The following is a 21,937-nucleotide window of genomic DNA, read 5'->3' on the forward strand; positions in this document are numbered from 1 at the left end:
ATACACGACAGGGTGCAGCCACATTAGTCACCGGTGACTGGCAACTGGCTGACAGCAAGATTACAACTTTGTCAGGTTGGGCATGCAGACACACCGTCACGTATCATTTCAGCCGCCCCAGCGGCTTACGCACGGGGCGCGCCGTCTCCACCACCACCGCAAGCCAGCTGAAACCTTGGTGCCTCTATGAAACTGCTGATCGTCGAAGACCAGGCCCGTACCGGCCAGTACTTGCGCCAGGGCCTGAACGAGGCCGGCTTCGCCACCGAACTGGCCAGCGATGGGGAGACCGGCCAGTTCCTGGCCCTGAGCGGCGACCACGACCTGCTGATCCTGGATGTGATGCTACCCGGTCGCGACGGTTGGCAGATCCTGCAGGCCGTGCGCCAGGCCGGTCGGGATACGCCTGTGCTGTTCCTGACCGCGCGCGATGCCGTCGAGGACCGGGTACATGGCCTGGAGCTGGGCGCAGACGATTACCTGGTCAAACCGTTCGCCTTTTCCGAACTGCTGGCGCGGGTGCGCAGCCTGCTGCGCCGTGGCGCCAGCCCGAGCCAGGACACCACCCTGAGCCTGGCCGACCTGCGCCTGGACCTGATCCGCCGCCGCGCCGAACGCGCAGGCAGCCGTATCGACCTGACCGCCAAGGAATTTTCCCTGCTGGAACTGTTGCTGCGCCGGCAGGGCGAGGTGCTGCCGAAGTCGCTGATTGCCTCACAGGTGTGGGACATGAACTTCGACAGCGACACCAATGTGATCGAAGTGGCAATCCGCCGCCTGCGCCTGAAAATCGACGACCCGCACCCCAACAAGTTGATCCACACCGTGCGCGGCATGGGCTATGTACTCGAAGAGCGGCCAGCGTGATGCGCCGGGTATCCCTCGGTAGCCGCCTGGCGCTGCTGTTCGCCGCGTGCACCGCCGCTGTTTCGCTGGGCGCCGGCCTGTTGTTCAACCGGGCCAGTGAGCAGCACTTCATCGAACTGGATCAACAACTACTCGCCTCACGGCTGTCGCTGCTGCGCACGCAACTGGACGGCATCACTACCGCCGAAGCGCTGAAGGCGCGCCTGCCCGCCCTGCGCGAAGCGCTGAGCCATCAAGCCGACCTGGCCTTGCGCATCAGCGGCGCCGACGGCACGCCCTGGTTCGCCAGCAGCAGCGGCCTGCCGCCGGCAGTGCTGCCGACCGGGCTGGGCACCCAGCATGCCCAAGGGGCGGACTACCGCAGCCTGACCGCGCCCTTGGCGCCGGGCAGCAACGCATCGCCACAACTGGCGTTGTACCTTGATATCACGCACCACCAGCATTTCCTGCAAGGCATGCAGCGCCTGATCTGGCTGACCGTCGGCCTGTCGGCGCTGGCCACCGCGCTGCTGGGCGCCTGGGCGGCCCGCAGCGGTCTGCGGCCTTTGCGGCAAATGGGCCAGGTGGCCGCTGGGGTGTCGGCTCGCTCGCTCACCACCCGCCTGCCAGTGGCCCAGATGCCCGTAGAACTGGCCGAGCTGGCCAGCACCATGAACGCCATGCTGCAGCGCCTGGACGATGCGTTTCAGCGCCTGTCGGCGTTCTCCGCCGACATCGCCCACGAGCTTCGCACACCGCTGTCCAACCTGCTGACCCACACCCAGGTCACCCTCACCCGCCCGCGCAGCCTGGAAGAATACCGCGAGGCCCTGCATGGCAACCTGGAGGAGCTGCAATGGATGGCGCAGATGATCAATGACATGCTGTTCCTCGCCAAGGCCGACCATGGGCTGCTGGTGCCTGGGCAAGCGCCACTGGCACTGCATGAGGAAGTGGATGCGCTGCTGGAATACTACGCACCGCTGGCCGAAGACGGCGACGTGCAGATGCTGCGCGAAGGTGAGGCCATGCTGCACGGCGACCGGCACATGCTGCGCCGGGCCCTGTCCAACCTGCTGGATAACGCCCTGCGCTTTACCCCGGCAGGCGGGCAGATACGGGTGGCCCTGGCAGCGGGGCCCAGCATCAGCGTGGCCAATACCGGCGCGGCCATCGAGCCCGCGGCCCTGCCACGGCTGTTCGACCGCTTCTACCGGGTAGACCCGGCACGCCGTGAAGGCAGTAGCGAGCATGCCGGCCTGGGGCTGGCGATTACCCGGTCGATCGTGCAGGCCCATGGCGGCTGCATTCGCGCGGAGTGCGCGCAGGGGTGGACGCGCTTCGTGATCGAATTCACTGAAGGCCGGTGAAACAGGCTGCCTTGCAGCCCGCTGCGCAAGCCTTCAGCTGTGGCTCAAACCGCCAGGCCAATGGCCGGCTGCACCTGCGAAGCCCGGTAAGCCGGGTAGATGGTTGCCAGGAAGCTCATCACCAGGCCGGCGGTGCAGATCATCAGCACATCGCTCCCCTCCAGCTGCGACGGCAAACTGCTGACGAAGTACACATCCGAGGTGAAGATATGCTGCCCGCTCACCCGCTCCAGCCAGCCGACGATCTGGCTGACGTTCAGCGCGGCAATCACGCCCAGCACCCCGCCAATCAGGGTGCCGACAATACCGATCAGGCTGCCCTGGACCATGAACGTACCCATGATCTGCGCTGGCGTGGCGCCCAGGGTGCGCAAAATGGCGATGTCCGGGCCTTTGTCGTTCACCACCATCACCAGGGTGGCGATGATGTTGAACGCCGCCACTGCAATGATCATCATCAGCAACAGGCCGATCATGGTCTTTTCCATCTTCATCGCACTGAACAGGCTGCCCTGGGTGTGCGACCAGTCATCGGCACGGTAGGCATCGCCCAGCCCGGCGGCGATGGCCTTGGACACCTGCGGCGCGGCGTACAGGTCGTGCAGCTTCAGGCGCACGCCTTGCACCTGGCCCGGCGCCCAGCGCTGCATCTGGCCAGCATCGGCCATATGGATATAGGCCTGCGAGCCATCCAGTTCGGCGCCGACCTTGAAAATGCCGACCACGGTCAGGCGCTGCATGCGCGGGGTGATACCACCCGGCTCCTTGCTGATTTCCGGCACGATCAAGGTCAGCTTGTCGCCGGTATTCAGGCGGAAACGGCGGGCCGTGAGCTCACCGATGACCACGCCGAACTCACCGGGCTGCAGGTCCTGCAAGCGGCCCTGGACGATGTGCTGGCCGACGATGGAGACCTTGCTCTCCTCGGCCGGGTCGATACCGCTCACCTGGATCGGCTGCATCGCGCCCTTGTACGAGAGCATGCCTTCCATTTCGGTAATGGGTGCGGCGGCCATCACTTCCGGGTTCTGCAGCGCCGCATCGGCAACCTTGTGCCAGTCGTCCAGTGGCTGCACCCCGAGGATGGCGGCATGCGGCACCAGGCCCAGGATGCGCGAGCTCATTTCGCGCTGGAAGCCGTTCATCACCGACAGCACCACGATCATCGCCAGCACGCCCAACGACAGGCCGATCATCGAGGTCATGGAGATGAACGAGATGAAGTGGTTGCGGCGCTTGGCTCGGGTGTAGCGCGCGCCGATGAAAATGGGCAAGGGTCTGAACATGTACGAAATCACCCAATGAAAACAGGAAAACGGGGCAACGCCTGTTACCCCGTACAGTCGCTCAGATCGCCACCAGGTGGCCGTCGTCGAGCTTCAATACACGGTCCATCTGGCGCGCCAGGCTGAGGTCGTGCGTTACCACCAGGAACGCTGTGCGCGAAGCACTGGACAGCTCCTGCATCAACTCCTGAATACCCTGGGCTGTATGGTGGTCGAGGTTGCCGGTAGGCTCGTCGAGCATGACCAGGCCAGGGCGGTTGACCAGGGCCCGGGCAATGGCCACACGCTGGCGCTCGCCACCCGACAGCTCGGCCGGCTTGTGGTTGAGGCGGTGGCCCAGGCCCACGCGCTTGAGCAGTGCTTCGGCCCGCTCGCGGGCCTCGGGGATGGGCGTGCGGCCGATCAGCAATGGCATGCAAACGTTTTCGATGGCGGTGAATTCCGGCAGCAAGTGGTGAAACTGGTAGACGAAGCCCAATTCACGGTTGCGCAGCAGGCCGCGGGCACGCTCACCCAGCGCCGACAGCTCTTCGCCCGCTAGCCAGACGCTGCCCTGGGTGGGCCGGTCAAGGCCGCCCAACAGGTTCAGCAAGGTGCTCTTGCCAGAGCCCGAGCTGCCGACAATGGCAATGCGCTCACCGGCGTGCAGCTCCAGGTTGAGGCCGGACAGCACCTGCACCGACTCCGGGCCCTCGTCGTAGGACTTGCCCAGGTTGCGGCAACTCAGAACGGCTTTATCACTCATGCGCGACTCACTCATAACGTAGCGCCTCGGCAGGCTGGGTGCGGGCCGCACGCCAGGCCGGGTACAAGGTGGCGAAGAAACTCAGGACCAGCGCCGCGCCACAGACCATGTACACGTCCTGGGCCTGGATCTGCGACGGCAGGTAATCGATGAAATACACGTCGGCATTGAGGAACTTGTGCCCGATCAGTTTCTCGATGCCGGCGATGGCGGCACTGACATTCAGTGCGGCAAGAATGCCGACCACGGCGCCGATCAGGGTACCGATCACCCCGATCACCGTGCCCTGGACCATGAAGATGAGCATGATTTGCCCGGGCGTCGCGCCGAGGGTGCGCAGGATGGCGATGTCGCCACGCTTGTCGTTGACCACCATCACCAGCGTGGAAATGATGTTGAACGCGGCCACCGCCACGATCAGCAGCAACAGCAGGCCGATCATGGCTTTTTCCATGCGGATCGCCTGGTACAGGTTGCCGTGGGTACGGGTCCAGTCGCGGCTGTAGAACGCCTGGTCACCCAACTGCTGGGCGATGCTCCAGGCCACCCGCGGCGCCTGGAACAGGTCGTCGAATTTCAGGCGCAGGCCCTGTACCTGGTCGGGCTTCCAGCGGTGCAGGCGCGACAGGTCGCTGATGTTGGTCAAGCCCAGGTAGCCGTCGATCTCGCCCGCGCCAACGTGGAAGGTGCCGACCACAGTGAAGCGCTTCATGCGCGGGAACATGCCGGCCGGGGTCACGCTGACCTCGGGGGCGACGAAGGTGAGCTTGTCGCCGATGGCCACACCCAGCTTGGCCGCCGCCTTGTCACCGATCATGATCCCCCACTCACCCGGCGCCAACTGGTCCAGGCGCCCCTGCAAGACAAAGTTGTCGATGATCGACACCTCGCGCTCGCGGGCCGAGTCGATGCCATTGAGCAGCACTTTCTGCACCTTGCCATCATGGGTCAGCAGGCCTTGCATCTGGGTGAACGGCGCAACCGCCACCACCTGCGGATTCTGCTTTACTTGTTGGGCAAGGGCCTGCCAATCGGCAATGGGTTGGCCGCTCTCCAGCGTGGCATGCGGGATCATGCCCAGCACGCGGGTACGCATCTCGTGGTCGAAACCGTTCATCACCGACAGCACCACGATCATCACCACCACGCCCAGGGCGAGGCCGATCATCGAGGTCAGGGAAATGAACGAGACGAAGTGATTGCGACGTTTGGCACGGGTATAACGCGTACCGATAAATGCGAAAAGAGGTCTGAACATGTCGGGGCTTGTTCGGATGAAAGGGAACGTCCTTGTGGCGAGGCGCCTACGGCGGCTTTACACTCGGACCACCGCCGCTACCTTGGGTTCGCCATGACGACATTAGACGAAGAAGATCGCCGCGAATACTACCGCATCGACGATCGGATCGCACTTCAAATAAGCCCCCTCAGCGCGGCCGAAGCCCTTGACCCAGATGTATTGCAAGATGATTCCCCACTGTTCAACCTGCTCAGCGAGCTGCACCTGTCGGACTTCGAGGCGCAGCACCTGCTGCGCCAGCTGAGCGACAAGGACCGCACCCTGGCCGCCTTCCTGCGTGCGCAGAACAAACGCCTCGACCTGCTCAGCGCAGTGGTTGCCCAGACCCTGCTCGGCGAAGTCGGGCAACCCCAGCCAGTGATCATTTCCGAAGGCGGTATCGAATTCACCCAGCGCAACCCGCTTGCCCCCGGCACCCGGGTCAAGGTGAAAATGGTGCTGATGCCACGTGCCCACGGCCTGCTGCTGCGCGGTAAAGTCACCCACTGCGACCAGCGCACGGGGGGCGGTTACGACGTCGGCACCGAGTTCATCGACATGACCGACGCCCAACGGCAACTGCTGGCCCGTTACATCCTGCAGCGCCAGCAGCAGCAACGGCGCCAGCAACTGGAACAGAACAGCCCTGCATCCTGAACCTGTTTTCTCTGATCTGAAGGAACGAACGTGACCCTGATCTACGGCCATCGCGGCGCCAAGGGCGAAGCACCCGAAAATACCCTGACCAGCTTCCAGCAGTGCCTGGCACACGGCGTGACCCGCTGCGAACTGGACCTGCACCTGTCAGCCGACAACCAGCTGATGGTGATCCACGACGCCACCCTCAAGCGCACCACCGGCCGGCGCGGCAAGGTGGTCGAACACCCGGCCGCCGACCTGGTCAAGGTCGATGCCCGCAAGGGCGGGCCAGGCCACGTGCAGCCCTGCCCGATTCCCACGCTGGAAGAGCTGTTCCAGAAATGCCCGTTCGAGCACTGGCAACTGGAGGTGAAAAGCGCCTCGCGCACGCGCGCTGCCACCACCGTTCTGGCCATCCGCGAGCTGGCCCAGCAGTACAACTTGCTGGACAAGGTCACCATCACCTCCAGCTCGCGCGAAGTACTGGGTGCAGCCCAGGAGCTGGTGCCAGATGTGAAACGTGGGCTGGTGGCGGAGTACGCCTGGCTCGACCCGTTGAAGGTCGCCCAGAACTACGGCTGCGACTTGCTGGCCCTGAACTGGACGCTATGCACCCCCGAACGCCTGCTCAAAGCACAGGCCCAGGGTTTGCACGTGTCGGTGTGGACGGTCAACGAGCCGGCACTGATGCGCCGGCTGGCTGACTTTGGCGTGGACAGCCTGATTACAGACTTTCCCGGTTTGGCCAAGACCACCCTCGGGCAGGGTTGAAATCGGTCTCTCCGACCGGCTCAGGCCACCGGTCGGAGCCGCTCAAAAAAGCCGGTTCAGGCCGTCGTAGGCAGCTACCCGGTAGGCTTCGGCCATGGTCGGGTAGTTGAACGTGGTGTTGACGAAGTACTTCAGGTTGTTCTGCTCACCAGGCTGGTTCATGATCGCCTGGCCGATGTGGACGATCTCCGAGGCCTGGTAGCCGAAGCAGTGAACACCCAGGATTTCCAGGGTTTCGCGGTGGAACAGGATCTTCAGCATGCCTTGCGGCTCGCCGGCAATCTGCGCCCGCGCCATGCTCTTGAAGAACGCCTTGCCCACTTCGTACGGCACCTTGGCCTGGGTCAGCTCCTGCTCGTTCTTGCCGATCGAGCTGATTTCCGGAATGGTATAGATGCCGGTCGGCACGTCATTGACGAAACGCCAGCTGCCGTTGTCCACGATGCTGCCAGCGGCCGAGCGGCCCTGGTCATGGGCGGCACTGGCCAGGCTTGGCCAGCCGATCACGTCACCGGCGCCGTAGATGTTCGGCACGCTGGTACGGTACGCCTCGTCGACCTCGATCTGGCCCCGGCTGTTGACCTTGATGCCAATGTTCTCCAGGCCCAGCTTGTCGGTGTTGCCGGTACGGCCGTTGCACCACAGCAAGGCGTCGGCCTTGATCTTCTTGCCCGACTTCAGGTGCAGGATCACACCGTTGTCCAGGCCTTCGACGCGCTCATAATCTTCGTTGTGGCGCACGGTGATGTTGTTGTTGCTGAAGTGGTAGCTCAGCGCCTGGGAAATTTCCGAGTCGAGGAAGCTCAGCAACTGGCCGCGGTTGTCCACCAGCTCTACCAGCACACCCAGGCCACTGAAGATCGAAGCGTATTCACAACCGATAACGCCGGCGCCGTAAACGATCAGCTTGCGCGGGGTGTGGCTGAGGCTGAGGATGGTATCGCTGTCGTAGACGCGCGGGTGATGGAAGTCGATGTCGGCCGGGCGGTAGGGGCGTGAACCGGTCGCGATGATGATGTGCTTGGCATTGAGCTTTTCCACCACGCCGTTCGAGCACACCACTTCCACGGTCTGCTCGTCGGCAAAACTGCCGGTACCGACGAACACGTCAACCCGGTTGCGGGCGTAGTAGCCCGTGCGCGAAGCCACCTGCTTGGCGATGACCTTCTCGGCGCTTTTCAGCACGTCCGGGAACGAAAACCAACGCGGCTCGCCAATGGCACGGAACATGGGGTTGGTGTTGAACTGCATGATCTGCCGCACCGAGTGACGCAGTGCCTTGGACGGGATGGTGCCCAGGTGGGTGCAGTTACCACCGACCTGGCGACGGTCATCGACCATCGCAACCTTGCGCCCTGCTTTGGCGGCATTCATTGCCGCGCCTTCACCGGCCGGGCCGGAACCCAGCACCACTACGTCGTAGTTGTAGACAGCCATGCGTACTCCTTCAGAACTGGCCCGCAAGCCACGGTCGCTCGCGGGACGCGATCATGCCGCCGGGGCGCCATGAGAAAATTCGGGTGCAGTCTAATCAAGCGTGAACGCCGCGCACATTAACCCTTGGTCGCGTCGTAGGCCAATTTCGCCCGCACTACATATGCTTTACCGATCCCTGGCGGCAATCATCCCTGCTTGCGCTTTCATTCGCCTTTCACCGCCTGCGCAAACGCGGGCGTAGCTAGGAAGACGCAGCCACCCCCGGGCCGAGTCACCCGAACGGCGGCACGGTCATGCGCACCGGGCGCCGGGCACGGGCATCGAAAGGGGGTGCCAATAGCGCCGGCCATTGTCCTCGAAATAGTGCCGCTCGTCATCCGAGCCCAAGTGATTTACCGGGCGTACGCACCTGCAAAGGCCGCAGCAACATGAAAAGCAGGCAAAAAAAACGGGAACCCGAAGGTTCCCGTTTCTTCATTGCCTTACCCGCGAATCAGCGTGGGAATGCAGGCGGGTTCACACCGGCCATGTCTTCCATCACGCGAACCACCTGGCAGCTGTAACCGAATTCGTTGTCGTACCACACGTACAGAACAACACGGTTGTCATTGGCGATGGTCGCTTCAGCGTCCACCACACCGGCATGGCGCGAGCCAACGAAGTCGGTCGAAACCACTTCCTGCGAGGCAACGTAGTCGATCTGCTTGTGCAGCTCCGAGTGCATTGCGGTCTGGCGCAGGTACTCGTTGATTTCGTCGCGAGTAGTGGCCTTTTCCAGGTTCAGGTTGAGGATGGCCATCGAAACGTTCGGCGTAGGTACGCGGATGGCGTTGCCGGTCAGCTTGCCCTTGAGCACTGGCAGTGCCTTGGCAGCAGCGGTGGCGGCACCGGTTTCGGTGATGACCATGTTCAGCGGCGCGGCGCGGCCACGGCGGCTGCCCTTGTGGAAGTTGTCGATCAGGTTCTGGTCGTTGGTGAACGAGTGAACGGTTTCGACGTGGCCGTTGACGATGCCGTACTGGTCGTTGATGGCCTTGAGCACCGGCACGATGGCGTTGGTGGTGCAGGAAGCTGCCGAGATGATCTTGTCATCGGCCGTGATATCGCCGTGGTTGATGCCATGCACGATGTTCTTCAGCGCGCCCTTGCCAGGTGCGGTGAGGATCACGCGGGCAGCGCCCGGGCAGGCCAGGTGCTGGCCCAGGCCGTCGGCATCACGCCATACACCGGTGTTGTCGACGATCAGCGCGTTTTCGATACCGTACTGGGTATAGTCGACTTCGCTTGGGTTCTTGGCGTAGATAACCTGGATCAGGTTGCCGTTGGCAGTGATGGTGTTGTTGGCTTCATCGATGGTGATGGTGCCATCGAACGGGCCATGCACCGAGTCACGGCGCAGCAGGCTGGCACGCTTGACCAGGTCGTTTTCGGCGCCCTTGCGCACAACGATGGCGCGCAGGCGCAGGCCGTCGCCGCCACCGGTCTTCTCGATCAGGATGCGCGCCAGCAGGCGGCCGATGCGGCCGAAGCCGTACAGCACCACGTCAGTGCCTTTGCGTGCCGAAGCGTTCTGCTGGCCAACCACGTCGGCCAGCTCTTCACGGACGAACTGCTCGGCAGTGCGGCCATTGCCTTCCTGCTTGAACTTGTTGGCCAGCTTGCCCAGGTCGACCGAAGCGGCGCCCAGTTTCAGCTCGCTCATGGCTTTGAGCAGGGGGAATGTCTCGTGGACGGACAGTTCGGTTTCGTCGGTTTGGCGATGACGCGCAAAGCGGTGCGCCTTGAGGATCGAGATAACCGAACGGTTGATCAGGCTGCGGCCATAAATCGAGCTCACCACATTGTTGTTGCGGTAGAGCTGACCGATAAGCGGGATCATCGCTTCAGCCAGCGCTTCACGATCGATCCACTCACCAAGACACTGGTCGGGCTTCTGAGTCACGGGAACCTTCCACATGTAGGGACAGAAAAAAGGGGCTACATTATGACGCCCCAACACAGAACCGGCAATGAGCGCCTGTCGCAGTGAGCCAAGCCAGCATTCATGCCCTTTGGAGCCTGACAGCCGGCACCGTCACCGGTACAATCGGTCTCTTTGCCGCAACGCTTGGAGTGCAATCTCCCGTGTCAGTTCTGCGCCTACCGCAAATGTCGGCCACGGCCGGCAAACAAACCTGGGGCAACCTGCCCGGTGCCGCCCTCAGCCTTGCCATCGCCGAGGCCGCCAGCAGCGCTGGCCGCTTCACCCTGTTATTGACGGCCGACAGCCAGGCCGCCGACCGCCTGGAACAGGAGCTGCGTTTCTTCGCACCCGACCTGCCGGTGCTGCCGTTTCCCGATTGGGAAACCCTGCCCTACGACCTGTTCTCGCCGCACCAGGACATCATCTCCCAGCGCATCGCCAGCCTTTACCGCTTGCCTGAGCTGAGCCACGGCATCCTCGTGGTGCCGGTGACCACCGCCCTGCACCGCCTGGCACCCACGCGTTTTCTGCTGGGCAGCAGCCTGGTGCTGGACGTGGGCCAGACCCTCGACGTGGAGCAGATGCGCACGCGGCTGGAAGCCACCGGCTACCGCTGCGTCGACACGGTCTATGAGCATGGCGAGTTCGCCGTGCGCGGTGCACTGATCGACCTGTTCCCCATGGGCAGCAAGCTGCCCTACCGCATCGACCTGTTCGATGACGAGATCGAGACCCTGCGCACCTTCGACCCCGAGACCCAGCGCTCGATAGACAAGGTGGATTCCGTGCGCCTGCTGCCTGCGCGCGAATTCCCCATGCAAAAGGACGAAGTGACCCGCTTCAAGGCACGCTTTCGCGAACGCTTCGACGTCGACTTCCGCCGCAGCGCGATCTTCCAGGACCTGGCCAGCGGTATCATCCCCGCCGGTATCGAGTACTACCTGCCCTTGTTCTTCGAAGAAACCTCCACCCTGTTCGACTACCTGCCGGCGGACACCCAGGTGTTTTCGCTGCCGGGGGTGGAACAGGCCGCCGAACACTTCTGGAACGACGTGCGCGGGCGTTATGAAGACCGCCGTGGCGATCTCAGCCGGCCACTGCTGCCACCGGCCGAGCTGTTCCTGCCGGTCGAAGACTGCTTCGCCCGGCTCAAGCAGTGGCCGCGGGTGGTTGTCAGCAGCGACGACCTGGAAGCCGGCGCAGGGCGCGAGCGCTTCCCGGCGCGCGCCCTGCCCAACCTGGCGATCGAGGCCAAGGCCAACCAGCCACTGGCCGAGCTGGCCAGCTTCCTCGACCAGTTCCCCGGCCGCGTGCTGTTCACCGCTGAATCGGCGGGCCGACGCGAGGTATTGCTGGAGCTGCTCGAACGGCTGAAGCTGCGCCCGCACACCGTTGATGGCTGGCACGATTTCATCACCGGTGCCGAGCGCCTGGCCATCACCATCGCCCCACTGGACGAAGGCCTGCTGCTGGACGACCCGGCCATTGCCCTGGTCGCCGAAAGCCCGTTGTTCGGCCAGCGCGTCATGCAGCGCCGGCGCCGTGACAAACGTGGCGAAACTGCCAATGACGCGGTAATCAAGAACCTTACCGAACTGCGCGAAGGCGCACCGGTGGTGCACATTGACCACGGCGTAGGCCGCTACCTGGGCCTGGCCACGCTGGAAATCGACGGCCAGGCTGCAGAATTCCTGACCCTGGAATATGCCGAAAACGCCAAGCTTTATGTGCCGGTCGCCAACCTGCACCTGATCGCCCGCTACACCGGCAGCGACGACGCCCTGGCACCACTGCACCGGTTGGGTTCGGAAGCCTGGCAAAAGGCCAAGCGCAAGGCTGCCGAACAAGTCCGCGACGTGGCCGCCGAACTGCTCGACATCTACGCCCGGCGTGCCGCGCGCAAAGGCTACGCCTTCGCCGACCCGTCCGCCGACTACGCCACGTTCAGCGCCGGCTTCCCGTTCGAGGAAACCCCCGACCAGCAGGCCGCCATCGAAGCCGTGCGCGCCGACATGCTTGCGCCCAAGCCGATGGACCGCCTGGTCTGTGGCGATGTGGGCTTCGGCAAGACCGAAGTGGCTATGCGCGCGGCGTTCATTGCCGTGCACAGCGGCCGCCAGGTGGCGGTATTGGTGCCGACCACCCTGCTCGCCCAACAGCACTACAACAGCTTCCGCGACCGCTTCGCCGACTGGCCGGTGACCGTGGAAGTGATGAGCCGTTTCAAGTCCGCCAAGGAAGTCGCCGCCGCCGCCGCAGACCTGGCCGAGGGCAAGATCGACATCCTGATCGGCACCCACAAGCTGCTGCAGGACGACGTACGCTTCAAGGACCTGGGCCTGGCAATCATCGACGAAGAGCACCGTTTTGGCGTACGCCAGAAGGAGCAGCTCAAGGCCCTGCGCAGCGAAGTCGACATCCTCACCCTCACCGCCACCCCCATCCCGCGCACGCTCAACATGGCGGTGGCGGGCATGCGCGACCTGTCCATCATCGCCACGCCGCCGGCGCGCCGCCTGTCAGTGCGCACCTTCGTCATGGAGCAGAACAAGAGCACCGTCAAAGAGGCGCTGCTGCGCGAACTGCTGCGCGGCGGCCAGGTGTACTACCTGCACAACGATGTGAAAACCATCGAGAAATGCGCAGCCGACCTCGCCGAACTGGTACCCGAGGCACGCATCGGCATCGGCCATGGGCAAATGCGCGAGCGTGAACTGGAACAGGTGATGAGCGATTTCTACCACAAGCGCTTCAATGTGCTGGTGGCTTCGACCATCATCGAAACCGGTATCGACGTGCCCAGCGCCAACACCATCGTCATCGAACGCGCCGACAAGTTCGGCCTGGCCCAGCTGCACCAGCTGCGCGGCCGGGTTGGCCGCAGCCACCACCAGGCTTACGCCTACCTGCTCACGCCCACCCGGCAGAAGGTCAGCGCCGACGCCGAAAAGCGCCTGGAAGCGATCGCCAACACCCAGGACCTTGGCGCCGGGTTCGTGCTGGCGACCAACGACCTGGAAATCCGCGGTGCCGGCGAGCTGCTGGGCGAAGGCCAGAGTGGGCAGATCCAGGCCGTTGGCTTCACCCTGTACATGGAAATGCTCGAGCGCGCAGTCAAGGCCATTCGCAAGGGCACCCAGCCCAACCTGGAACAGCCACTGGGCGGCGGCCCGGAGATCAACCTGCGCCTGCCGGCGCTGATCCCCGAAGACTACCTGCCCGATGTGCATGCCAGGCTGATCCTGTACAAGCGCATTGCCTCGGCGGCCGACGAAGAGGGCCTCAAGGACCTGCAGGTCGAAATGATCGACCGCTTCGGCCTGCTACCGGAACCCACCAAGAACCTCATGCGCCTGACGTCGCTCAAGCTGCAGGCGGAAAAGCTCGGCATCAAGAAAGTCGATGCCGGCCCCAATGGCGGCAAGCTCGAGTTCGAGGCCGAAACCCCGGTAGACCCACTGACCTTGATCAAATTGATTCAGGGCCAGCCCAAACGCTACAAGTTCGAAGGCGCGACCCAGTTCCGCTTCCTGGTGCCAATGGAGCGCCCGGACGAACGCTTCAACACCTTGGAGGCGCTGTTCGAGCGCCTGACCCCACAGCCTGCCTAAGGAAGATTCATGCGTGCCATCCGTTGCCTGACCCTGCTGCTGGCGCTGTTCGCGCCAGCCGCCTTCGCCGAAGGCCTGTATCAGGTAGAAATGATTCTGGTGCGGCAGAACAGCGTGCCCGCCTTTACCAGCCCGTTCGCACCGGAAGACTGGAGCGGCGGTGCTGCGCGCCTGCACAAAGACGCCGAGCAACGCCCGGCGCTGGAAGACGAAGCCACCCGCCTGGAGGCGACCGCCGACTACACCGTGCTGATGCACAAGGCCTGGCAGCAGCAGGTGGGTGACCAACCCAGCCGTATCGCCCTGGGCGAAGGCGCCGAGCAATTCGGCCATTTCCCTATCGAAGGTAACCTGAGCATTGCCCAAGGGCGCTTTATCGCGGTGGATGCCAACTTCTGGGTCAACCAGCTGGATGGCAACGGCAGCGTGCTGCAAAGCGAGCAGTTCAAGCAAAGCAACAGTAACGTCAAAGGTGGGCAGCTGACCTTCCTCGACGGTGGGCACCTGGCGGTGCTGCTGAAGATCACGCCACCGGGCACGCCGAAAATGCCGGCCATGGACCCGGAGATGATGGAGCAGTAAGCGCATGAAGCCAGATGCCGCCGAGTTGGTGAACCAATACCCGAACTGGACCCAGTCGTTCAGCAAGGCCACCCTGCAGCGCGCAGAACGCTATGCCGACGAAGGCCGGGTGGAACTGGACGGTATCTACCGCCAGATCATCACCGCCCGGTGCGAAGGCAGCGGTGACAATGTCTACCAGCAAACCATCGAACTGCACATTGCAGGCGGCCGCTGCCACGTCGAGGGTGAGTGCGACTGCCCGGTACGGCAAAACTGCAAGCATTGCGCTGCGGTACTGTTCACCCTCAGCGGCCCCACCATCAGTACCGAGCCTGTGCAAAGCCCGCCGGGTACGCTGTCGGCCGAACTGCAGCACTGGCTCAGTGGCCTGGAGCAGCCGCCGGCCCAGACCGGCGCAGCCGATGACAAACGCGGGCGCATGGTCTGCTACCAGCTGCAACTGACCGATACTGCCGGCTGCTCGCTGCTGGTGCGCAAAGGCACACGCAGCGAGGACGGCATCCGCTTCAGCCGGGTGCAGTCGCTTTACGATTTTCTCTACGAGCCGCCGCGCTTCGTCACCGACCAGGACACGCGCATCCTGCGCCTGCTTGCGGCATTGAACCAGGGGGCCGGCCAGGACCGCGGCTACCAACTCAAAGGCCAGGAAGGCGGCGAACTGTTCCAGCGCGCACTGGAAACCGGGCGCATGCTGTTCGACGTCAACATGCCCCTGCTGCACGAAGGCCCGACGCGCCCAGCCGAGTTCCGCTGGGTACGCCAGGACAATGGCAACTACCGCGGGCTGTGGTACAGCGGTGAGGAACCGCTGCGCTGCGTCATCCCGCTGCTGCCGCTGTACTACTTCGATGTGCAGGCGCAAGAGGTGGGCAAGGTCGAACACACCCTTGACCCGCATGTGGCCGTGCAACTGACCATCGCCCCCGATGTGCCGGAACACCTTGTCGTCCCCCTGAGCCACAAGCTCAATGCCCTGAGCCACAAGGTGCCGACCCCAGCCCCCGTGCGAGAGCAAGTGATCGAGGACATACAACCACAGGCCCTGCTGGCCCTCGGCAGCCTCGAGTACACCGCCTACATGCCGAAAACCGGGCGCATGCAACGGCAGATGCAACATCGCGCCGCATTGGCATTCGACTATGACGGCCTGCAAGCCAGCGGTAGCGACGACAAGCCGCTGACCCGCCTTGCAGGCAACACCAGCCAGCGCATCCGCCGCCAGCCCCAGGCTGAACAAGCCCTGCGCAAGGTGCTGCGGGACTTCGGCTTCAGGCCTGCAACCCGGCAGAGCAAGGCATTGCCCGACAGTGCCGGGGAAATGTATCAACTGCCCGACGACGAAGCCTGGCTGCACTTTGCCCGCGAAGGCCTGCCACGCCTGCGCGAAGCCGGCTGGGCCATCGATACCCACCGCGATTTCGCCTTCGACCTGCAAGAGGTGGAAGACTGGTACGCGACCATCGACGAAGCGCCGGGCCATGAATGGTTCGACCTGGAACTGGGCATCGTGGTCGATGGCCAGCGCCACAGCCTGTTGCCGATCGTGCTGCAATTGCTGCGCAGCAGCCCAGAGCTGTTACGCCCCAGCGAACTGGCCCGGCGCAGTGACGACGAGCACCTGCTGATCGACCTGAACCGCGGCCGCCTGGATGCCTCGCCCTTGCGCGTCGCCCTGCCTTATGGCCGCATCAAGGCAGTGATGGGCACCCTGGGCGAGCTGTACCTGCACGAAGGCAGCGTAGGCCCGGCCCTGCGCCTGGACCGCGCCGACGCCGCGCGCCTGAACCAGATCGAAGGCATGCCGCTGCATTGGCAAGGTGGCGAGCATGTGCGCGACCTGGGGCGCCGCCTGCGTGACGCGCGTGACCTGCAGGTCGCACCGCCAGTCGCGCTGCGGGCCAGCTTGCGCGCCTACCAGCAGCAAGGCTTGAACTGGCTGCAGGCCCTGCGCGAAATGGGTACCGGCGGCATTCTGGGCGACGACATGGGCTTGGGCAAGACCCTGCAAGCCTTGGCTCACCTGCTGCTGGAAAAGGAAAGCGGGCGCCTCGTCAGCCCAGCCCTGGTCGTGATGCCGACCAGCCTGATACCCAACTGGCTGGACGAAGCCGCACGCTTCGCCCCCGACCTGCGTGTACTGCCCCTGCACGGGCCAGGGCGCAGCAAGCATTTTGCCAAGCTGGGCGACTACGACCTGGTCCTCACCACCTATGCGCTGCTGCCGCGCGACCTGCAGCACCTGCGTGCGCACGCGTGGCACGTGCTGGTGCTGGACGAGGCACAGAACATCAAAAGCAGTACCAGCAAGGCGGCCCTGGCCGCCTGCGAACTGCAGGCCACCCAGCGTCTGTGCCTGACCGGCACGCCGATGGAAAACAACCTGGGCGAACTGTGGTCGATCTTCCACTTCCTGATGCCCGGCTGGCTGGGTGAACTGAAGCGCTTCAACCAGGACTACCGCACGCCGATCGAGCGCCACGGTGACAGCGAGCGCATGGCCCACCTGGCCAACCGCGTCCGGCCGTTCCTGTTGCGCCGCACCAAGGAGCAGGTGGCCACCGAGCTGCCGGCCAAAACCGAGATGGTGCACTGGGTCGAGCTCAGCGACGCCCAGCGCGACACCTACGAAGCGGTACGCGTGGCCATGGACAAGAAAGTCCGCGATGAAATTGCCCGCAACGGTGCCGCGCGCAGCCAGATCGTGATCCTCGACGCGCTGCTCAAGCTGCGCCAGGTGTGCTGCGACCTGCGCCTGGTAAAAGGCGTGGAGAGCAAGGGTAACCAGGCCGACAAGGGCAAGCTGGGGGCACTGCTGCAAATGCTCGATGAGCTGCTCAGCGAAGGCCGCCGGGTACTGCTGTTTTCGCAGTTCACGTCGATGCTTGCACTGATCGAGCAGGAACTGCAAAAGCGCCAGATCCGCTACAGCCTGCTCACCGGCGATACCCGCGACCGGCGTACGCCGGTGCAGCAGTTCCAGCAGGGTGACAGCGAGGTGTTCCTGATCAGCCTGAAGGCCGGCGGCGTGGGCCTGAACCTGACGGCGGCAGACACGGTGATCCACTTCGACCCCTGGTGGAACCCGGCCAGCGAAAACCAGGCCACCGACCGCGCCTACCGTATAGGCCAGGACAAACCGGTGTTCGTGTTCAAGCTGATTACCCGCGGCACGGTGGAAGAGAAAATACAGGCACTGCAGCAGGAGAAGGCCGCGCTGGCGGCGAGCCTGCTCGATGGCGGCCAGGCTGGGCAGTGGCGGCTGGGGGATGAAGAGATCGATGCCCTGTTTGCACCGTTGCCAGGCAAGCGTGGGCGCTGATGCCCTCGGGTCGGCCGTGAGGGTTGGCTGGCAGTGAGGCCGAGCGCCGCGCGGGCGGCGATCTCACTGGCAACCAGCAACCCGCTCCAGCGGCGACAGGTCAGTCGACCAGCTGCGCCTCTTTCAACGCGCCCAACGCCGCCAGCCAGCGTGGCTGCTGGCGATAGTCGGTACGTGCAAAGCCCTGCCCGCGCATCCGGGCGATACGCGGCGAGGGCCTGACCTGCATGCGCTGCGCTGCGCTCAGTGCCAGCTCTGCAGCCGCGCGGTCATTGCAAACCAGGCCCATGTCGCAGCCGGCAGACAATGCCGCCTCGATACGGCTGGCCGCATCGCCCACCACATGGGCACCGGCCATCGACAGGTCATCACTGAAGATCACCCCGTCAAAGCCCAGTTCGCCACGCAGAATGTCCTGCAGCCAGCGGCGCGAGAAGCCGGCCGGCTGGTCGTCCACCTGCGGGTAGATGACATGCGCCGGCATCACCGCCGCCAATTGCCCGCTCAGGCGGCTGAACGGTACAAGGTCGGCCTGGCGCAGTTGCGCAAGGCTGCGCTCATCGGTGGGAATGGCCACGTGCGAATCGGCCTCGGCCCAGCCATGCCCCGGGAAGTGCTTGCCGCAGGCCGCCATGCCGGCGGCATTCATGCCGCGGATGAACGCCCCGGCCAACTGCGTCGCACGCAGCGGGTCGCCCTCGAAGGCGCGGCTGCCCACCACGGCACTGCGCTGGTGATCAAGGTCAAGCACCGGAGCGAAGCTCAGGTCCAGGCCCACTGCCAGCACTTCGGTCGCCATCAGCCAGCCACACTGCTCGGCCAGGTATTCAGCGTTGTCGTTGTCGGCCAGCGCGCGCATGGCGGGCAGGCGCACAAAGCCCTGGCGCAGGCGTTGCACACGGCCGCCCTCCTGGTCCACCGCCAGAATCAGATCGGGGCGTATGGCGCGGATGGATGCGCATAGCTCACGCACCTGGCGCGGGCTGTCGATATTGCGGGCGAAGATGATCAGGCCGGCCACTTCGGGCTGGCGCAGCAGGTGACGGTCTTCGGCGGTCAGCCATTTACCGGCGATGTCCACCATCAGGGAGCCTTGCAGACTGACGGTCATGGGTATTCCTTAATTGAAGACTGAACAGAAGCGGCGCTAGCTTAGCCCAAGCGCCCCGCCGCGCCCAGCCTTCAGGCCTTGGCCGTGGCGGCGCTGCTCTTGGTGCGTGGGCGCAGTTGTGCAGTGGCCATGGCCGGGTCGGTGACGCCACTGTCGGCCCGCATGCCGGCCGCCAGGAACGGCACCATCAGGCGCATGACCTGTTCGATGGACGTGTTGATGCCGAAGTCGGTTTCGGCGATGGCCCGCAGGGCCTTGATGCCGGACATGCTGAACGCGGCCGCACCCAGCATGAAGTGCACGCGCCAGAACAGCTCCAGCGGCGGAATACGGGGAGCCGCCTCGTTGACCAACAGCATGTAGCGGCGGAACACCTTGCCGTACATGTCTTCCAGGTAGCGCCGCAAGTGCCCTTGGCTCTGGCTGAAGGCAAGGCCCAGCAGCCGCATGAAGATCGACAGGTCGTTGTTGCTGCGCGGCTGCACGGCCAATGCCTGCTCCACCAGCATTTCCAGCAGCTCTTCCAGGCTTGGCTTGTGCTCGGGCTTGGCCTGGCGGCGTTCCAGTTCACGCTCGAGGCTGGCGCAGAACGGGCCCAGGAAGCGCGAGAACACAGCCTGGATAAGCGCTTTTTTGGAACCGAAGTGATAGTTGACCGCCGCCAGGTTGACCCCGGCCTTGCTGGTAATCAGCCGCAGCGAGGTTTCAGCGAACCCCCTTTCCGCGAACAGCTGCTCGGCAGCATCGAGAATGCGTTCAACGGTTTCCGATTGGGCCATGACTACTCCGACTACTCCGCCAGACAAACAGTTGTTTGAAACATACGTTTCAGCCCTGCATCTGTCAAGGCTCGGTGACCGGGCGGTCGCCGTTGGAAAACAGCGCGCGTCGTGCCTCCGGGAGGGGGCGTGCGACTTTTCTTGCAACGTGTGGCTTGAAGCTTATCCAGTACTGTATATAATCCCAGTCACTGTACAAAAAGCCAGAGCACCCAACATGCTGAAACTGACGCCACGCCAAGCCGAAATTCTCGCGTTCATCAAGCGTTGCCTGGAAGACAACGGTTTCCCGCCCACACGTGCCGAGATCGCTCAGGAACTGGGCTTCAAATCGCCCAACGCTGCCGAAGAACACCTCAAGGCCCTCGCCCGCAAGGGTGCCATCGAAATGACCCCAGGTGCATCCCGCGGCATCCGCATCCCGGGCTTCGAAGCCAAGGCCGAAGAAAGCGGCCTGCCCATCATCGGCCGTGTGGCTGCCGGTGCACCGATCCTGGCCGAGCAGCACATCGAGCAATCGTGCAACATCAACCCCGCCTTCTTCCACCCCCAGGCCGACTATTTACTGCGCGTGCACGGCATGAGCATGAAGGACGTCGGTATCCTGGACGGCGACCTGCTGGCAGTACACACCTGCCGTGAAGCACGCAACGGCCAGATCGTGGTGGCCCGCATCGGCGACGAAGTGACCGTCAAGCGCTTCAAGCGCGAAGGCAGCAAAGTCTGGCTGCTGGCCGAAAACCCCGAATTCGCCCCCATCGAAGTCGACCTGAAAGAACAGGAACTGGTGATCGAGGGCTTGAGCGTCGGCGTCATTCGCCGCTGATCCAGGAGGCGTCATGCAGCAGTTCATTCACGTACCCGAGCAAGCCCAGTTGCCGTTGTTCGAAGCATTCCTTGCCCAACCCGTACTTCCTGGCTTAAAGGCCAGCGAACTGGCACGCAAGCACAGCGACCCCGAGCTTTTCAGCGAACTGTCGCTGCGTGGCGCCCAAGGGCACTGCCAAAACCTGCTGGCACCCGTACTGCGTGAGCTGAGCGAAGAAGACGAGACCCGCTGGCTGACCCTGATCGCGCCGCCGTCGAGCCTGACCCAGGCCTGGCTGCGCGACGCAGGCCTCAACCGTGAACGGATCCTGCTGCTGCAACCCCGTAGCAATCAGAGCCCATTGCAGCTGGCCTGCGAAGCCCTGCGCCTGGGCCTTAGCCACACAGTGGTCAGCTGGCTGGGTAGCGTGAATGCCACTGCCCGCCAGCAACTGCTACGGGCAGCCACTACCGGAAATGCACAAAGCCTGAACATCCGCCTCGGCTGATGTTCAGGCTTTGCCTGTTACTTCAAAACGCCAGCCACCTGCTGCACCCTCAGGGTTCAGTGCAGCACCCGCGGCCCTTCATCACGCTCAGCCTCACCTTCCATCAGGCGACCGGCCATCTGCACACCCACGCTGAGCATGGCCTTGGCCACTTCAACATGCTGACCCTGCAGAAATACCTTGGCGTCTTCCGAGAAATCCAAGGTTACCAGTGAGCCTTCATCCTCGGCGCGACGCAGTTCGATGCGGCCATCAGGCAACTCGACAATTTCCAGAAAAGACGTAGACATAAATGGCAGTTCTCCGCGAAAGGCCAGTATTGTATCAGCCGTTGCCGCGATCAGCACTCACTCAACGCGTCGCGAAAACGCCTGACCAGGCCTTTGAGGTTATTGCGCCAGCTTTCCAGCTCGGCGCGGGACAATGCTGGCTGCTCGGGCTCGTCAAGGTTCACGGCTTGGATCAGCGGCTGAGTAACATCGGTTTTTGGCGCTTTCCTGGCGACAGGTGGTCGGAACAAATCGGCATAACCACTGAGCATTTGCGCCAGCCAGGTTTCACGCTGGCGCGCCAGCTCCAGCAGCTCGGCCACCTCGGGGATGGCAATACCGTTCAGGCTGTCGTCGGCCAGTGCCTGCTCCACAGTTGCCACCACCGGCAGGCGGTAGAAAGCACCAATTTCATGGCACATGCCCAGTAGCGCGCCGTACAGGTGAAACAGCGCCGACTCGCGCTCGGCCTGTACCAAGCCCTGGGCATTCATGGCCTGGCTTTGCTCGGCCTTGGCCATGGCCTCGAGGGCGAGGCCGGCAAAGAACAGTTTCTGGTTGGTGCGGGTGTAGGTTTCCTGGGCCATTTCTGTGCCCTCCCTTCAGGCTGC

At 63.8% G+C, this 21,937-nt stretch carries 18 protein-coding genes and 1 pseudogene; 9 read left to right on the forward strand and 10 right to left on the reverse strand.

Translation table 11 applies throughout. From position 1 onward, the window contains the following. Positions 1-186: 186 nt before the first annotated feature. A complete protein-coding gene (gene cinR, locus B3361_RS03060) occupies positions 187-867 on the forward strand; it encodes a two-component system response regulator CinR (RefSeq protein ID WP_009686297.1) in 681 nt (226 codons plus the stop codon). Continuing rightward, complete coding sequence (locus tag B3361_RS03065; RefSeq protein WP_054904169.1) at positions 864-2,216, forward strand: heavy metal sensor histidine kinase; 1,353 nt, start codon at positions 864-866, stop codon at positions 2,214-2,216. Before cinR ends, B3361_RS03065 begins: the two co-directional genes overlap by 4 nt. Before the next feature lie 44 nt (positions 2,217-2,260). Here B3361_RS03065 and B3361_RS03070 read toward each other — a convergent pair whose 3' ends face one another. The 3 genes from B3361_RS03070 to B3361_RS03080 form a co-directional block, all read right to left on the reverse strand. Continuing rightward, complete coding sequence (locus B3361_RS03070) at positions 2,261-3,502, reverse strand: lipoprotein-releasing ABC transporter permease subunit (RefSeq protein ID WP_054904199.1); 1,242 nt, start codon at positions 3,500-3,502, stop codon at positions 2,261-2,263. Between the two features lie 61 nt (positions 3,503-3,563). Next, positions 3,564-4,247, reverse strand: a complete 684-nt coding sequence (gene lolD, locus B3361_RS03075; protein ID WP_172828393.1) for a lipoprotein-releasing ABC transporter ATP-binding protein LolD — start codon at positions 4,245-4,247, stop codon at positions 3,564-3,566. A gap of 7 nt (positions 4,248-4,254) precedes the next feature. After that, entirely contained in the window at positions 4,255-5,505 is a 1,251-nt protein-coding gene (locus tag B3361_RS03080) for a lipoprotein-releasing ABC transporter permease subunit (protein WP_054904168.1), read from the reverse strand. Positions 5,506-5,598: 93 nt separating this feature from the next. Here B3361_RS03080 and B3361_RS03085 point away from each other — a divergent pair, with 93 nt between their 5' ends. Then, entirely contained in the window at positions 5,599-6,183 is a 585-nt protein-coding gene (locus tag B3361_RS03085; protein ID WP_054904167.1) for a PilZ domain-containing protein, read from the forward strand. 30 nt (positions 6,184-6,213) lie between these two features. Then, the gene (locus tag B3361_RS03090) at positions 6,214-6,936 is read left to right on the forward strand and encodes a glycerophosphodiester phosphodiesterase (RefSeq protein ID WP_009686291.1); all 723 of its coding nucleotides are present in this window, start codon (positions 6,214-6,216) and stop codon (positions 6,934-6,936) included. A 42-nt stretch (positions 6,937-6,978) separates the two neighbouring features. Here the strand turns inward: B3361_RS03090 and sthA are convergent, their stop codons facing one another. The 3 genes and pseudogenes from sthA to B3361_RS03100 form a co-directional block, all read right to left on the reverse strand. Further along, positions 6,979-8,373 carry a Si-specific NAD(P)(+) transhydrogenase gene (gene sthA / locus B3361_RS03095; RefSeq protein WP_009686290.1) on the reverse strand — a complete coding sequence of 465 codons (1,395 nt, stop codon included), beginning with the start codon at positions 8,371-8,373 and terminating at the stop codon, positions 6,979-6,981. Between the two features lie 203 nt (positions 8,374-8,576). Further along, a pseudogene (locus tag B3361_RS23980) lies at positions 8,577-8,790 on the reverse strand (FAD:protein FMN transferase); the annotation flags it as partial. Positions 8,791-8,866: 76 nt separating this feature from the next. Then, the gene (locus B3361_RS03100; protein WP_009686289.1) at positions 8,867-10,330 is read right to left on the reverse strand and encodes a glyceraldehyde-3-phosphate dehydrogenase; all 1,464 of its coding nucleotides are present in this window, start codon (positions 10,328-10,330) and stop codon (positions 8,867-8,869) included. Positions 10,331-10,497: 167 nt separating this feature from the next. Between B3361_RS03100 and mfd the strand changes: the two genes are divergently transcribed. Genes mfd through B3361_RS03115 form a run of 3 tightly spaced genes read left to right on the forward strand, consistent with a single transcriptional unit; the run spans position 10,498 to position 17,851 of the window. Then, entirely contained in the window at positions 10,498-13,947 is a 3,450-nt protein-coding gene (mfd, locus tag B3361_RS03105) for a transcription-repair coupling factor (RefSeq protein WP_009686288.1), read from the forward strand. 9 nt (positions 13,948-13,956) lie between these two features. Then, positions 13,957-14,529 (forward strand): CsiV family protein, encoded by a 573-nt coding sequence (locus B3361_RS03110; protein WP_054904166.1) that lies wholly within the window; start codon positions 13,957-13,959, stop codon positions 14,527-14,529. 4 nt (positions 14,530-14,533) lie between these two features. Next, positions 14,534-17,851, forward strand: a complete 3,318-nt coding sequence (locus tag B3361_RS03115; protein WP_154211439.1) for a DEAD/DEAH box helicase — start codon at positions 14,534-14,536, stop codon at positions 17,849-17,851. Between the two features lie 100 nt (positions 17,852-17,951). Here the strand turns inward: B3361_RS03115 and nagZ are convergent, their stop codons facing one another. Further along, positions 17,952-18,950, reverse strand: a complete 999-nt coding sequence (gene nagZ, locus B3361_RS03120; RefSeq protein WP_172828394.1) for a beta-N-acetylhexosaminidase — start codon at positions 18,948-18,950, stop codon at positions 17,952-17,954. Between the two features lie 83 nt (positions 18,951-19,033). After that, complete coding sequence (locus B3361_RS03125) at positions 19,034-19,741, reverse strand: TetR/AcrR family transcriptional regulator (protein ID WP_009686283.1); 708 nt, start codon at positions 19,739-19,741, stop codon at positions 19,034-19,036. Positions 19,742-19,958: 217 nt separating this feature from the next. On the opposite strand from B3361_RS03125, the gene lexA reads away from it, so the two are divergent. Together lexA and sulA are read left to right on the forward strand one after the other, a co-directional pair. Further along, positions 19,959-20,567 (forward strand): transcriptional repressor LexA, encoded by a 609-nt coding sequence (lexA, locus tag B3361_RS03130; protein WP_029887015.1) that lies wholly within the window; start codon positions 19,959-19,961, stop codon positions 20,565-20,567. Positions 20,568-20,580: 13 nt separating this feature from the next. Then, positions 20,581-21,057 (forward strand): SOS-induced cell division inhibitor SulA, encoded by a 477-nt coding sequence (gene sulA, locus B3361_RS03135; RefSeq protein WP_009686281.1) that lies wholly within the window; start codon positions 20,581-20,583, stop codon positions 21,055-21,057. Between the two features lie 56 nt (positions 21,058-21,113). On the opposite strand, the gene B3361_RS03140 is transcribed toward sulA, so the two are convergent. Further along, positions 21,114-21,347, reverse strand: a complete 234-nt coding sequence (locus B3361_RS03140; protein ID WP_009686280.1) for a hypothetical protein — start codon at positions 21,345-21,347, stop codon at positions 21,114-21,116. Positions 21,348-21,397: 50 nt separating this feature from the next. After that, positions 21,398-21,913 carry a DUF6586 family protein gene (locus B3361_RS03145; protein ID WP_054904165.1) on the reverse strand — a complete coding sequence of 172 codons (516 nt, stop codon included), beginning with the start codon at positions 21,911-21,913 and terminating at the stop codon, positions 21,398-21,400. Positions 21,914-21,937: the final 24 nt, after the last annotated feature.

The sequence above is a fragment of the Pseudomonas sp. UBA6699 genome, assembly GCF_002454615.1.
In the GTDB taxonomy this organism is placed as follows: domain Bacteria; phylum Pseudomonadota; class Gammaproteobacteria; order Pseudomonadales; family Pseudomonadaceae; genus Aquipseudomonas; species Aquipseudomonas juntendi.